Origin of the sequence: Streptomyces sp. Da 82-17 (genome assembly GCF_046098215.1) — a bacterium.
Classification (GTDB): domain Bacteria; phylum Actinomycetota; class Actinomycetes; order Streptomycetales; family Streptomycetaceae; genus Streptomyces.
In genome coordinates this window covers 430,794-444,223 of record NZ_JBJURH010000004.1, presented here as the reverse complement: position 1 = coordinate 444,223, position 13,430 = coordinate 430,794, and the positions used below count along the sequence as shown (strand labels likewise).

The 13,430-nt window shown below is 70.7% G+C and carries 11 protein-coding genes; 4 read left to right on the top strand and 7 right to left on the bottom strand.

The genetic code is table 11. The annotated features are described in order from the left end of the window. Positions 1-214: 214 nt before the first annotated feature. Positions 215-994 carry a DUF6227 family protein gene (locus ACIDOF_RS09775; RefSeq protein WP_409005340.1) on the top strand — a complete coding sequence of 260 codons (780 nt, stop codon included), beginning with the start codon at positions 215-217 and terminating at the stop codon, positions 992-994. Between the two features lie 116 nt (positions 995-1,110). Here ACIDOF_RS09775 and ACIDOF_RS09770 read toward each other — a convergent pair whose 3' ends face one another. The 4 genes from ACIDOF_RS09770 to ACIDOF_RS09755 all read right to left on the bottom strand — a co-directional run bounded on the left by ACIDOF_RS09770 (position 1,111) and on the right by ACIDOF_RS09755 (position 6,811). Further along, complete coding sequence (locus ACIDOF_RS09770; RefSeq protein ID WP_409005339.1) at positions 1,111-3,234, bottom strand: fructose-specific PTS transporter subunit EIIC; 2,124 nt, start codon at positions 3,232-3,234, stop codon at positions 1,111-1,113. Positions 3,235-3,355: 121 nt separating this feature from the next. After that, positions 3,356-4,303, bottom strand: coding sequence for a 1-phosphofructokinase (gene pfkB, locus ACIDOF_RS09765; RefSeq protein ID WP_409005338.1), 948 nt, complete (start codon positions 4,301-4,303; stop codon positions 3,356-3,358). 77 nt (positions 4,304-4,380) lie between these two features. Next, complete coding sequence (locus ACIDOF_RS09760; RefSeq protein ID WP_409005337.1) at positions 4,381-5,142, bottom strand: DeoR/GlpR family DNA-binding transcription regulator; 762 nt, start codon at positions 5,140-5,142, stop codon at positions 4,381-4,383. A gap of 160 nt (positions 5,143-5,302) precedes the next feature. Further along, on the bottom strand, positions 5,303-6,811 hold the full coding sequence (locus ACIDOF_RS09755; RefSeq protein WP_409005366.1) for an MFS transporter: 1,509 nt from the start codon (positions 6,809-6,811) through the stop codon (positions 5,303-5,305). 188 nt (positions 6,812-6,999) lie between these two features. Here ACIDOF_RS09755 and ACIDOF_RS09750 point away from each other — a divergent pair, with 188 nt between their 5' ends. Continuing rightward, positions 7,000-7,995, top strand: a complete 996-nt coding sequence (locus tag ACIDOF_RS09750; RefSeq protein WP_409005336.1) for a helix-turn-helix transcriptional regulator — start codon at positions 7,000-7,002, stop codon at positions 7,993-7,995. Positions 7,996-8,150: 155 nt separating this feature from the next. Here ACIDOF_RS09750 and ACIDOF_RS09745 read toward each other — a convergent pair whose 3' ends face one another. Further along, on the bottom strand, positions 8,151-9,167 hold the full coding sequence (locus ACIDOF_RS09745) for an RNA polymerase sigma factor RpoD/SigA (protein ID WP_409005335.1): 1,017 nt from the start codon (positions 9,165-9,167) through the stop codon (positions 8,151-8,153). Positions 9,168-9,374: 207 nt separating this feature from the next. Here ACIDOF_RS09745 and ACIDOF_RS09740 point away from each other — a divergent pair, with 207 nt between their 5' ends. Continuing rightward, positions 9,375-9,905, top strand: coding sequence for a GNAT family N-acetyltransferase (locus ACIDOF_RS09740; protein ID WP_409005334.1), 531 nt, complete (start codon positions 9,375-9,377; stop codon positions 9,903-9,905). Between the two features lie 225 nt (positions 9,906-10,130). Here ACIDOF_RS09740 and ACIDOF_RS09735 read toward each other — a convergent pair whose 3' ends face one another. After that, positions 10,131-10,916: a dioxygenase gene (locus ACIDOF_RS09735; protein WP_409005333.1), complete on the bottom strand. Its 786-nt coding sequence runs from the start codon at positions 10,914-10,916 to the stop codon at positions 10,131-10,133. Between the two features lie 181 nt (positions 10,917-11,097). On the opposite strand from ACIDOF_RS09735, the gene ACIDOF_RS09730 reads away from it, so the two are divergent. Then, a complete protein-coding gene (locus tag ACIDOF_RS09730; RefSeq protein WP_409005332.1) occupies positions 11,098-11,598 on the top strand; it encodes a MarR family winged helix-turn-helix transcriptional regulator in 501 nt (166 codons plus the stop codon). Between the two features lie 30 nt (positions 11,599-11,628). Here ACIDOF_RS09730 and ACIDOF_RS09725 read toward each other — a convergent pair whose 3' ends face one another. Beyond that, positions 11,629-13,197, bottom strand: a complete 1,569-nt coding sequence (locus ACIDOF_RS09725) for an MFS transporter (protein ID WP_409005331.1) — start codon at positions 13,195-13,197, stop codon at positions 11,629-11,631. Positions 13,198-13,430 lie beyond the last annotated feature (233 nt).

The window sequence follows — 13,430 nt, the reverse complement described above, 5'->3', positions numbered from 1 at the left end:
GGCGGGGCGGGGAGGGAGAGGCGGCTCGGTCGGCCAAGTCCGGGCGGAGCGCGGGCAGTTCTGGACGTACTGCGGGAACTCCCGGGCGGAGTGCGGGAACTTCCGACGGCGGTCGTTCGTTTTCCAGAACCCCGGACATGATGTTCCGCCGAGGGGCTACGGTGAGCGGTCACAAGGTGACATGCAGCGACGCGAGTGACGCCGGGAGTATGCCTTGAGCGTTCCGTACGAGACGCCGAAGACACCGGAGGAGCACCTCGAAGGGCTCCTCGGACGCGCCCTGAACTCCTTCGAGCTGCCCGACGAGACGATAGCCCTGCTCGAATCGGCCCTCACCTACGACAGCTCGCTCCGCTCGGCGCACCACAGCGCGGGCCACCACCGTGAGACCCACCGGCACACGTTCCTGCTCGCCGACGGCCAGGCGCAGACGCTCTGGGAACTGCGGCACAACACCGGGCCGGGCGGCGGGCCGAGCGACGAGACGTTCCACGAGCTGTACACGGACGAGGAGGAGGCGCACGTCGCGGCGTCCCGCCTGCTGCCGAGCGGCACCTGCGGCCCCGACTGCCCGGACGGCACGGAAGGCCGCATCCCCGGCTGCGAGCCCTCGGCGTTCGAGGCGGTCCGGCTGATCGTGGCCCCGGCCCCGCTCCAGCGGTCGTACGCGCCGGACGACTCCGCCGACCACGCCAGGCGGCTGCTGCGCCGCGCCGAGAACACCGACCGGCCGGGCGCCGACACGGCACTCCTGATGCGCACGGCCCTCGCGCACCAGATCACGCAGGCCTTCGGCAACCCCTGCCGGACCGGCACGGCGGGCGTCTGCTTCGCGCTCTACGAGCACGCGTTCCTGCTCGCCGACGGCCGCGAGGTCAGCCTCTGGGAAGTCGAGCACACGGCGACGCCGGACGGCCGGCACATGTGCGAGGTGTACGTGAGCGAGTCGGCGGCCCGCTCGGCGATGGAACGGCGCGCGTCGCGGACGAGTTGAAACGTCTGTGCTGAGGGCGTGCGTAGGCGCGTAGGTGCGCGCGTACGTACGCACGTACATGACGGGCACCGCCGTACGGTCCGTACGGCGGTGCCCGTTGAACGCAGTGACCGTGCTCAGGCCGCCGTGACCGGCTGCTTCTTCGGCTCGGTCGGCCGCGCCGGCGCCGTCGGCTCGGGCTGCGCCGGCACCTGGTCGGGCCCGGACTTCCGCATCCCCTTGAGGAGGATGACGAGGCCGGCCGTGACACACGTACCGGCGAGGACCGCCACCAGGTACAGCAGCGGCTGGCCGATCAGCGGGACCACGAAGATGCCGCCGTGCGGGGCCTGCAGGGTCGCGCCGAAGCCCATCGACAGAGCGCCGGTGACCGCGCCGCCCGCCATCGAGGCGGGGATGACGCGCAGCGGGTCGGCCGCGGCGAACGGGATCGCGCCCTCGGTGATGAAGGACGCGCCGAGCACCCACGCCGCCTTGCCGTTCTCCCGCTCGGCCTTGGTGAACAGCCGGCCGCGCACGGTCGTCGCCAGCGCCATCGCCAGCGGCGGCACCATGCCGGCCGCCATCACGGCCGCCATGACCTTCAGGTTGCCCTCGGTGGCGTTCGCGCCGAGGCCGCCGACGGCGAACGCGTACGCGACCTTGTTGAGCGGGCCGCCCAGGTCGAAGCACATCATCAGGCCGAGGATGACGCCGAGGATGATCGCGTTGGCGCCGGTCAGGGACTCCAGCCAGTCGCTGAGGCCGCCCTGCAGGGACGCGATCGGCTTGCCGACCACCAGGAACATCAGGAAGCCGACCACCGCCGAGGAGATCAGCGGGATCACCACCACCGGCATGATGCCGCGCAGCACCGCCGGGATCCGCACCTTCTGGATCGCCATGACCGTGCCGCCCGCGATCAGGCCCGCCGCGAGACCGCCGAGGAACCCTGCCTCGATGTTCACGGCGACCGCGCCGCCGACGAATCCGGGCACCAGGCCCGGCCGGTCCGCCATGCCGTACGCGATGTACCCCGCGAGCACCGGCACCAGGAAGGAGAACGCGAGCCCGCCGACCTGGAACAGCAGCGCCGCCCAGCTCGCGGCCTCCGTCCAGACGAAGTGCTCGGCGACGGACTTGGCCTGGTCGATCTCGTACCCGCCGATCGCGAAGCCCAGCGCGATGAGCAGGCCGCCCGCGGCGACGAACGGAACCATGTAACTCACGCCGGACATCAGCCACTTGCGGAGCTTCGTGCCGTAGCTGTCGCCCGACTCACCGGCCCGCTCGACCGGGGTGTCCGCGGCCGCGCCCGAGGTGACCTCGCCGCGCTCCGCCTTGCCGCGCACCTCGGCGATCAGCTCGGCGGGACGGTTGATGCCCGCCTTCACGCCGACGTCGACGGTGGGCTTCCCGGCGAACCGCTCCTTCTCCCGTACGGGAACGTCGTGCGCGAAGATCACGCCGTCGGCTGCGGCCACGACCGCCGGGTCGAGCCGGGTGAACCCGGCCGAGCCCTGCGTCTCCACGGCCACCTCGACCCCGGCCTCCCGTCCGGCGTTCTCCAGGGACTCGGCGGCCATGTAGGTGTGGGCGATGCCGGTGGGGCAGGAGGTGACGGCGACGATCCTGAAGGGGGTGCCGTCGGCGACGGGTTCACCGGCGGGCGCGTCGGCGGCGGGCTCGTCGGCCCGGGCGCTGTCGGCGTCGGCTGTCTCGTCGCCCTGCGCGGCGCCAGCCTCGGTCCGGTCACTGCCGGTCCGGTCACTGCCGGTCCGGTCGGCCTCGGTTTCGTCCGTACGGGCCTCTTCCGGAGACGCGTCCCCGGAGATCAGCGCCGCCGCCCGCCCGGCGTCGTCCACCGAGCGGAGGGCCTCGGTGAACTCGGCGTTCATCAGCTGGCGGGCGAGCGACGACAGGATCGTGAGGTGGTCGCTGTCCGCGCCCGCGGGTGCGGCGATCAGGAACACGAGGTCGGCCGGACCGTCGGCCGCGCCGAAGTCGATGCCCTGGGCGGCGCGCCCGAACGCGAGGGTCGGCTCGGTGACATGGGCGCTGCGGCAGTGCGGGATGCCGATGCCGCCGTCGAGCCCGGTCGGCATCTGCGCCTCGCGGGCGGCCACATCGGCGAGGAAGCCGTCGAGGTCCGTAACCCTTCCCTGAGCGACCATCCGCTCGGCCAGGGAGCGGGCCGCGGCTTCCTTGGTGTCGGCGGACAGGTCGAGGTCGACCAGGTCCGCGGTGATCATCTCGCTCATCGCGGGCTCCTTCGCACGCGTATCGCCCGGCGGGCGGGGGTGGGGACGGGGGACGGTGAGGTGACGGAGGACGGGGAGGTGACGGGCGCGTCCGTACGGGAACGGCTCGTGCGTGGGGCGCTCATGAGACGGGCTCCGTCAGTGCGCGGTCCAGCGGTACGTCGGCTGTGACGGCCACGGCCGACGGGTCCAGGTCGGCGGGCGTCGGCATCACGCTGCCGGGCAGCTGCACGGCGGCCGCGCCGTGCGCCACCGCGGAGGCCAGCGCCTCGGGCCCGCTGCCGCCGGCGATGAGGAACCCGGCGAGCGAGGAGTCACCGGCACCCACATTGCTACGTACCGTCTCGACGCGGGCGCTCGCGAAATACGCACCGGAGTCGTCGACGAGCAGCTGCCCGTCCGCCCCGAGGCTGGCCAGCACGGCACGGGCGCCGAGCTGCCGCAGCTCCTCGGCGGCCTTGACCGCGTCGCCGACCGTGGCCAGCGGGCGGCCGACGGCCTCGGCGAGCTCCTCCGCGTTCGGCTTGACCACGTCGGGGCGCTCGCGGAGCGCGGCGAGCAGCGCGGGGCCGGAGGTGTCGAGGGCGATCCGGGCGCCGGCCGCGTGCGCGCGGGCCACCAACTCCGCGTACCAGGAAGGTTCGAGGCCGCGCGGCAGGCTGCCGCAGCAGGCGATCCAGGTCGCGCCCGCGGACCTCTCGCGGACCGTGGCGAGCAGCGCCTCGGACTCGTCGGCGGAGAGCTCGGGCCCGGCCGCGTTGATCTTCGTGAGCGTGCCGTCGGGCTCGGCGAGCGAGATGTTGGACCGCGTCTGACCGGCGACGGCGACCGGCGCGACCTCGATGCCCTGCTCCCCGAGGAGTTCGGCGACGAAGTCACCCGGCGTACCACCGAGCGGCAGCACCGCGAGCGTGCGCTGCCCGGCGGCGGCGACGGCCCGCGACACGTTGACGCCCTTGCCGCCCGGGTCCATCCGGTCGCCCGTGGCACGGATGACCTCACCGCGATCGAGCGCCGGCACCTCGTAGGTCCGGTCCAGGGAAGGGTTCGGGGTAACGGTGAGGATCATCCCTGCACTTGCTTTCTCTGACGTGCTCTGGCGCGTGCGCTGCTGCGTGCTTGCGTTCTCGTGAGCGTCGGCCGTGCTCATACGCGTACGACCTCCGTGCCCCCGCGTTCGATGACCTCGGTGTCGTCGTCGCCGAGGCCCTTGTCCGTGATCAGCAGGTCGACGTCGGAGAGGTCGCCGAAGCGCGCGAAGTGTTCCTGGCCGTGCTTGGCCGAGTCGGCGAGCAGCACCACTCGGCGGGCGGAGGAGACGGCGGCCCGCTTGACCGCGGCCTCGGCCAGGTCGGGAGTGGTGAGGCCGTGCTCGGGCGAGAAGCCGTTGGCCGCGAGGAAGACGACGTCGGCGCGGATCTCCCCGTACGCCCGCAGCGCCCACGCGTCGACGGCGGCCCGGGTGCGGTGCCGGACGCGGCCGCCGATCAGGTGCAGCTGCACCCCGGGGTGGTCGGCGAGGCGGGCGGCGGTGGGCAGCGAGTGCGTGACGACGGTGAGCCCCGACTCCAGCGGCAGCGCGGCCGCCAGCCGGGCCACCGTCGTACCCGCGTCGAGCACCACACTTCCGTCCGCGGGCAGTTCCGCCAGCGCGGCCTGCGCGATCCGGTCCTTCTCGTCGGCCGCGGTCGACTCGCGCTCGGCGAGGTCGGGCTCGAAGTCGAGCCGCCCGGCCGGTATGGCACCGCCGTGCACCCGGCGTACGAGCCCGGCGCGGTCGAGGGCCTTCAGGTCGCGCCGGATGGTCTCGGCGGTGACCTGGAACTCCTCGGCCAGCGACAGCACGTCGACGCGGCCGCTGTCGCGCGCCAGGCGAAGAATCTCCTGCTGCCGCTCCGGTGCGTACATGTGGGTTCAGCTCCGATTCATGCCCGAGCGTGTTGTTTCACGGCCAGAGTACGTCCGGGTTTCCGCGAAGTAAACACATTCGGGCACGGCTCGGGCAGAAACAGACTTCGCTCGTTGTCACCAGCCCTGGGTGACGGGCGTCGGGCACCGAGCGGGCTCGCTAACGCACCAGCTCAGCCTCACGGTCGTCACCGGCACCGGCACCGGCACCCGCACCCGCACCCGCACCCGCACCTCCGACTACGACGGGGGACGACTCGCCCTCCGTCGGATCGCCCTCCGAGCCCTCCACATGCTGTGCAGGTCGGGCCGGCAGGGCGAACATCAGCAGGAAGATCACGCCGAGCACCCCGGCGACCCACCACAGCGCGTACTGGAAAGCGTCCACGTACTCCGCGCCCATGGCCGCCACGGGCAGCGGCTCGTCGATGACGCCGAAGAATACGACCGCCACCAGGCCGAGGCCCAACGCGTTGCCCATCTGCATCACCGTGTTGACCAGGCCGGACGCCGAACCGGAGTGCTCACGCGGCACCTCCGACAGCACCGCGTCGGTCAGCGGCGCCACGATCAGGCCCATGCCGACGCCCATCACCACGAGCGGCAGCACCATCTGCCAGGACGTGATGCCCTGCCCGTACCGCGCGGCCTCCCATATGTAGAGGACGACCCCGACCGCCATCGTCAGCGCGCCCGCCTGCAGCACCTTGCGGCCGAAGCGCGGCACGAGCCGCTGCACCGATATCCCCGCCGCCACGGACACGGCGACCGAGAACGGTATGCCCGTCGTCCCCGCGCGCAGCGGGCTCCAGCCGAGGCCGACCTGCATGTACAGCGTCCACACCAGGAAGAACACCCCGGTGACCAGGCCGAACGTCAACTGCACGGCGGCGCCCGCGGCGAAGCTCTTCACCTTGAACAGGGACAGCTCGATCAGCGGCGAACCGTCCTTCCGCGTCTTGCGCCGCTCGTACGCGACCAGCACCGCGAACACCACGAGCGCGCCGCCCATCAGCACGTACCCCCACAGCGGCCAGCCCAGCTCACGGCCGCGGGTGAGCGGGTAGAGCAGCATCAGCAGGCCCACGACGACGAGCACCACGCCGACCGGGTCGAGGCGGAGCGCCTTCGGCGCCTTGGACTCGGTGATGAACTTGCGCCCCAGGAGCAGCCCGGCGACACCCACCGGCAGGTTGATCAGGAAGATCGGCCGCCATTCGAGACCGAACAGGTTCCACTCCGTGAGCAGCGCCCCGAGCATCGGCCCCGACACCGCCCCGAGCCCGACTATCGCGCCGAACAGGCCGAAGACCTTGCCGCGTTCGTGCGCGGGGAACGTGGCGTGCACGATCGACAGGACCTGCGGCACCATCAGCGCGGCCGTCGCCCCCTGCAGGATGCGCGCGGCGACGAGCATCTCCGGGTTCGCCGCGAGCCCGCAGAGCGCCGAGGCCAGCGTGAAGCCGCCTATGCCGATGAGGAAGATCCGCTTCCGACCGTAGATGTCGCCCAGCCGGCCGCCGGTGATCAGGCCCGCGCCCATCGCGAGCGCGTACCCGGCGGTGATCCACTGGATCTGGCTGAGCGAGGCGCCCTCGTCGGCCTTGATGGAGGGCAGCGCGATGTTCACGATCGTGACGTCGACGAGGTCCATGAAGGCCGCCGTCATCACGATGGCGAGCGCGAACCACCGCCGCCTGTCGCTCGCTGCCGTCGTCGTACCGGATGCACCGGGTGTGGAAGGTGAGGTCACAGGCGTGCCCTTGCTCGGTGTGGTGGGTGAGGTGCTCTTCATGCCGACGAACTTATGCGGGATATAGGCCAGAACCTGTCCGCGTTCCCGCCCATGATGGGTGCATGACGACGGACACTCCGGCACGACTGCTGCAGTTGCTCTCCCTGCTCCAGACCCCGCGCGAGTGGCCCGGCGGGGAGCTGGCCGAACGCCTCGGCGTCTCCCGGCGCACGGTGCGGCGCGACATCGACCGGCTGCGTGAGCTCGGCTATCCGGTGCAGGCCTCGATGGGCTCCGACGGCGGCTACCGCCTGGCGGCCGGCAAGGCGATGCCTCCGCTCGTCCTCGACGACGAGGAGGCCGTCGCGATCGCCGTCGGCCTGCGGGCGGGCGCGGGCCATGCCGTGGAGGGCGTCGACGAGGCGTCCGTGCGCGCCCTCGCCAAGCTCGAACAGGTCCTTCCGTCCCGACTCCGACACCGCGTCACCGCCCTCCAATCCGCCACAACTCCCTTGACCTACTGGGCGGGTGACGGGGCCACGATCGCCCCCGAAACCCTCACCGTGATCGCCTCGGCCACCAGCGCGACCGAGAAGCTCCGCTTCCACTACTGCTCCGGCGACGGCGCGGAGACCCGGCGCCTCGTCGAGCCCTATCGCCTGGTGTCGACGGGCCGCCGCTGGTACCTCGTCGCGTACGACCTGGAGCGCGAGGACTGGCGCACCTTCCGCGTCGACCGCCTGACCGAGCCCTTCGCCACCGGCGCCCGCTACACCCCGCGCGAACTCCCGGAGGGCGACGCCGTGGAGTTCACCCGCCGCTCGATGCGAGGCGGACTGCCGACGCACGAGCTCGACGTCACCTTCGCGGCCCCCGCCGACCATGTGGCCTCCCGCCTCCCCTCGGGCCTCGGCACTCCGACCCCGGAGGGCCCCCACTCCTGCCGCCTGCGCACCACGGTCTCCGAGGCCATCGAGTGGCTCACCGTCCATCTGGCCCTGGCGAACGTCGACTTCACCGTCCACTCCCCGAGCGAACTCGCCGATCACGTACGGGAATTGGGCGCCCGCCTGACACGCGCAGCGGGAAGTTCGGGCACCGAACTCCCGGACACGTAGAGCACGACGTCACGCCCAACGCCCGCAAAACCGCGTCGCGCTCGGGAAACGGGCGGCACCCCGACAGGGGCGAGCCCCGGCGCTACGGGGGAATGGCGCCGGGACTCGCGTCTTGGGGAGCGGAGCGAGAGCCCTTTGGGCTCCGCCCGCTCGTGTTACGCCGCCTCGTCGAACCCCGTGTCCCGCGCGAGCCGCTTCAGCTCGAGCAGTGCGTGCTTCTCTATCTGGCGGATCCGCTCACGCGTGAGGCCGTGCTCCTTGCCGACCTCGGTGAGGGTCCGCTCGCGACCGTCGTCTATGCCGTACCGCATCTTGATGATGGACGCCGTCCGCTGGTCGAGCCGGCCGATCAGGTCGTCGAGCTCCTCGCTGCGCAGCAGCGTGAGCACGGACTGCTCGGGCGACACGGCGGAGGTGTCCTCGAGGAGGTCACCGAACTGGGTGTCGCCCTCATCGTCCACCGACATGTTCAGCGAGACCGGGTCGCGGGCCCAGTCCAGGACGTCGGAGACGCGCTCCGGCGTGGAGCCGAGCTCAGCGGCGATCTCGGTGTGCTCCGGGTCCCGCCCGTTCTCACGGTTGAACTCGCGCTGCACCCGGCGGATCCGGCCGAGCTCCTCGACCAGGTGGACGGGCAGGCGGATCGTGCGGGACTGGTCGGCTATGGAGCGGGTGATGGCCTGACGGATCCACCAGGTCGCGTACGTCGAGAACTTGAAGCCCTTGCGGTAGTCGAACTTCTCGACGGCGCGCACCAGTCCGGCGTTGCCCTCCTGGATCAGGTCGAGCAGGGGCAGCCCGCTGCGCGGGTAGCGTCGGGCGACGGCGACGACCAGGCGGAGGTTGGAGCGGATGAAGATGTCCTTGGCGCGTTCGCTGTCGGCGACGAGCGCCTCGAGCTCCTCACGGCTCGCGCCTTCGGCGGCCTTGCTCTTCTGCTCGATCTCTCCGTCGAGGATCTTCTGGGCATACACCCCTGCCTCGATGACCTGCGACAGCTCGACCTCACGGGCGGCGTCGAGCAGAGGCGTGCGGGCGATCTCGTCGAGATACATGCCGACCAGGTCGCGGTCAGCGATCTCGCCGCCTCCAGCGCGAACACTGCTTGCCGCGTCGGTCTTGCCGGCCGATCCGGCTGCAGACTTACGACGGGCGACGGCACGGGTTGCCATGCGTGCTCCCTTGCGTTGAGTGGGTCGGCAGTTCTGACGGTGCTCCGGGGTCCGAGGCGGGGATCCGAGGCGATCCGTGGTGAAGAGCACACTGTCCGGGTGCCCTGCATCCGATGGAAACAACGACTGGAATCAGGACAGAATTCCCAAGCCGCTCAACAATTTTCCTGATCTTGCAGTATCCTGCGCCGCCACGATGGAGGTGGCATGCCGAAGACGTCGACAGAGGTGCAGGTCAGGCCGGGTACCGAGGGTGACCTCGACGCCCTCACGGAGATCTACAACCACTACGTCCGTGAGACGGCCGTCACGTTCGATACAGCCCCTTTCACGCCCGAGGAGCGCCTGCCGTGGCTGCACTCCCACCCTGAAGACGGCCGTCACCGTCTCCTGGTTGCGCAGCAGTCCCCGGGTTCCCGGATTCTGGGCTACGCAACCAGCAGCGCGTTCCGTCCGAAGCCCGCGTACGAGACCTCCGTCGAGGTGTCCGTCTACCTCACTCCGGACGCCGCCGGCCGCGGCGTGGGCACACTGCTCTACTCGCCTCTCTTCGACGCCCTGTCCGACGAGGACGTCCATCGCGCCTATGCGGGCATCGCCCTGCCCAATGCTGCATCGATCCGCCTCCATGAACGCTTCGGCTTCCGGCACGTGGGGACGTACGCGGAGGTGGGCCGGAAGTTCGGCCGGTACTGGGATGTGGCCTGGTACGAGAAGCGCCTGGGCCCCGACTGCTGACGAGCCTGCCACGGCCGACGGGCCTTCGGAGCGCCGAAACGGTTCGCCCTCACTCGAACGCGTGAACCATTTTCGGAAGCCTGTCGTCCGCTGCCGCGACCTCCGTACGTTGCGAGTGCCGCCTGCTCCACGAGCAAGCGGCTCCCCCACTCACGCACTCACGCACGGAGGCACAGCCATGTCCGCACCGACACCCGTTGCCCACTCCCCCGCCGGCCGCCGCGTTCAGCCGAACTGCACCGAGCGCTTGGCCAGCCCCATCCAGAACCCGTCGATGACCGAGCGCTGGCTGTCGAGCTCGCCGGCGGCGTCGGCGGCACCCATCGCCACGAAGAGCGGGGCGAAGTGTTCCGTGCGCGGATGCGCGAGCTGCCCAGCGGGCGACTTGTGCGTGAAGTCGAGAAGAGCGTCCACGTCCTGCGCGGCCAGCGCCTCGCGCCCCCATGCGTCGAACTCCGCCGACCAGGACGGGATTCCGCCCTGCCGGAGCGCGGCCAGATTATGCGTGAAGAAGCCGCTGCCGATGATCAGAACGCCCTCGTCGCGCAGCGGGGCGAGCCTGCGGCCGATCTCCATCAGGCGTTGCGGGTCGAGCGTGGGCATGGAGATCTGCAGGACGGGGATGTCGGCGTCGGGATACATCTCGACGAGCGGAACGTACGCGCCGTGGTCGAGCCCGCGATCCTCGATGTCCTGCACGGGCGAGCCGGCGGTGCGGAGCAACTTGCGTACGGAATCGGCGAGTTCGGGCGCTCCGGGCGCGGCGTAACGCACCTGGTAGTAGTGCTCGGGGAAGCCCCAGAAGTCGTAGACGAGGGGCACGGTCTCGGTGGCGCCGAGGGCGAGCGGCGCCTCCTCCCAGTGCGCGGAGACCATCAGCACCGCCTTGGGGCGCGGCAGGTCGGCCGACCAGGCGGCGAGCTGTCCGGGCCACAGGGCGTCGTCGGTGAGCGGCGGCGCACCGTGACTGAGATAGAGGGCGGGCATGCGTTCCGGCGCGGCGGCGGTCATGGCGGCTCCTGACTCTCCTACGGACATGCTCGGCGAGGTGGCCCCGCACCGAAAGTCGGGGGTGCGGCTGCCCGAAACACACACGACGAGCTCGAACAGCAAGCTTGAATGTTCAAGCTCTCACTCGGAGGGTACGAAATGATTGTTGAAGTTTCAAGCACAGGCTTCGTACAGTGGAGGTATGACGACGCAGAACGAGGACACGCGCTGGCTCAACGACGAGGAACAGCGCACCTGGCGGGCGTACCTGCACGCCACGATGCTCCTCGAGGACCATCTCGACCGGCAGCTGCAGCGCGACGCCAAGATGCCGCACGTCTATTACGGGCTGCTCGTTCAGCTCTCCCAGGCGCCGCGGCGGCGGATGCGCATGACCGAGCTGGCCCGGAGCGCGAAGATCACCCGGTCTCGGCTCTCCCACGCGGTCGCCCGGCTCGAACAGAACGGCTGGGTGCGCCGCGAGGACTGCCCCTCCGACAAGCGCGGCCAGAACGCGATCCTCACGGACGAGGGATACGAGGTGCTGAAGCAGTCGGCACCCGGGCACGTGACTGCCGTACGCCAGGCGATCTTCGACCGGCTCACCGCCGAACAGCAGAAATCCCTCGGCGAGATCATGCGGATCATCGCCGAGGGACTTCAACCGAACGAGGCGGGTGCGGATCTTCCCTGGCTCAGGTGAGTCCCTGGGCCGTCGTGCGGGGCGGGCCGGTCAGTGGGCGACCACCGGGACCGGCAGCTCGGCCTCCTCGTCGGCACCGGTGGCGCCGCCCTCGGCCACCGGCGTACCGCCCTGGTGACCGGTGTTGATGAAGGTCAGGGCGATGCCCGCGGAGATCACGAGGATGCCGACGGCCCACCAGATCGCGCTGGTGTAGCCGTCCACCATGGCCTGGGCCTGCAGCAGCTTCTGCGCGGCCGGAGTGGTCGCGTCCGCAGCGTGGGCGGTCAGGTAGGCGGTGGTGGCGGAGGCGGCGATGGTGTTGAGGAGCGCCGTGCCGATCGCGCCGCCCACCTGCTGCGAGGTGTTGACCATCGCGGAGGCGACACCGGCGTCGCGGGCCTCGACTCCGTGGGTGGCCAGGGACATGGCCGGCATGAAGGCGGTACCCATGCCGAGGCCGAGCAGCAGCTGCGCCGGAAGGATCAGCCCCGCGTACGACGTGCCGATCTCCAGCTGGGTGAGGAGCAGCATGCCGAGCGCGGCGACCAGGAAGCCGGGGCCCATGAGCAGGCGCGGGGGCACGCGGGTCATCAGGCGGGCGCCGATCTGCGTGGAGCCCGTGATCATGCCGACGATCATCGGCAGGAAGGCGAAGCCGGTCATCACCGGCGAGTAGCCCTTCACGACCTGCAGGTAGTAGGTGAGGAACAGGAACAGGCCGAACATCGCGATCACCGCGAGGCCGAGCGACAGGTAGACACCGCCGCGGTTGCGGTCCGTCAGCACGCGCAGCGGCAGCAGCGGCGCCTTCACGCGGGACTCGACCAGCAGGAAGGAGGCGAGCAGAACGGCCGAGGCGACGAACAGGCCGATGGTGGTGGCGTCGGACCAGCCGTCGGACTCGGCGCGGGTGAAGCCGTAGACGAGGGCGACCAGGCCGAGCGTGGAGAGGACGACACCGGGGATGTCGAGAGGCGAACGGTTGCGGGAACCGGCCGGCTCACGGATCACGAAGTACGCGCCCACGGCGGCTACCACGGCGAAGGGGATGTTGACGAAGAAGGTCCAGCGCCAGTCCAGGTACTCGGTGAGGAAGCCGCCGAGGATCAGGCCCACGGCTCCACCGCCACCGGCGATCGCACCGTAGATGCCGAAGGCCTTGGCGCGCTCCTTGGCGTCGGTGAACATCACGGCGAGCAGCGACAGGGCGGCGGGGGCGAGCAGCGCGCCGAAGACGCCCTGCAGCGCGCGGGCGCCCAGCATCATCGCCTCACCGGTCGCGGCGCCACCGAGCGCGGAGGCTCCGGCGAAGCCGATCAGGCCGGTGACGAAGGTGCGCTTGCGGCCCCAGAGGTCGGCGACGCGGCCACCGAACAGGAGCAGTCCGCCGAAGGCGAGGGCGTAGGCCGTGATGACCCACTGCCGGTTGCCGTCGGAGATGCCGAGGTCCTGCTGGGCGGAAGGGAGCGCGATGTTCACGATGGTCGCGTCGAGGACGACCATCAGTTGGGCCAGCGCGATGAAGACGAGGGCCCGCCACCGCTTGGGGTCGGGGCCGCTGCCAGCGCTATCAGGGATACCGCTTTTTACGGATATGGAAGGAGCTGATTCAGACATGGGGGTACCCACCTCGGGAGTTCGGTGATCGACGGTGGCCGAGGAACGGGAGCGTCAGCGCCGGCTGCGCCTGAGGAGCGCCTGCCTTCGCTGCGTCCGTCGTGGTCGTCGCGTCCGTCGTGTTCGGAACCCGGCTCGGAAGGAGAGCCGGTGAAGGGCTGAGCTATGCGAAAAGCGTGCAACCTCAAGCAAGCTCGAGGTCAACTCGGTCGTGCGGACAGGTCGTGGAAGGA

Coding starts and splice junctions, on each gene's coding strand:
- ACIDOF_RS09770 (WP_409005339.1), bottom strand. CDS start 3,234: ATGAGCGAGATGATCACCGCGGACCTGGTCGACCTCGACCTGTCCGCC.
- pfkB (WP_409005338.1), bottom strand. CDS start 4,303: ATGATCCTCACCGTTACCCCGAACCCTTCCCTGGACCGGACCTACGAG.
- ACIDOF_RS09760 (WP_409005337.1), bottom strand. CDS start 5,142: ATGTACGCACCGGAGCGGCAGCAGGAGATTCTTCGCCTGGCGCGCGAC.
- ACIDOF_RS09755 (WP_409005366.1), bottom strand. CDS start 6,811: ATGACGGCGGCCTTCATGGACCTCGTCGACGTCACGATCGTGAACATC.
- ACIDOF_RS09750 (WP_409005336.1), top strand. CDS start 7,000: ATGACGACGGACACTCCGGCACGACTGCTGCAGTTGCTCTCCCTGCTC.
- ACIDOF_RS09745 (WP_409005335.1), bottom strand. CDS start 9,167: ATGGCAACCCGTGCCGTCGCCCGTCGTAAGTCTGCAGCCGGATCGGCC.
- ACIDOF_RS09740 (WP_409005334.1), top strand. CDS start 9,375: ATGCCGAAGACGTCGACAGAGGTGCAGGTCAGGCCGGGTACCGAGGGT.
- ACIDOF_RS09735 (WP_409005333.1), bottom strand. CDS start 10,916: ATGACCGCCGCCGCGCCGGAACGCATGCCCGCCCTCTATCTCAGTCAC.
- ACIDOF_RS09730 (WP_409005332.1), top strand. CDS start 11,098: ATGACGACGCAGAACGAGGACACGCGCTGGCTCAACGACGAGGAACAG.
- ACIDOF_RS09725 (WP_409005331.1), bottom strand. CDS start 13,197: ATGTCTGAATCAGCTCCTTCCATATCCGTAAAAAGCGGTATCCCTGAT.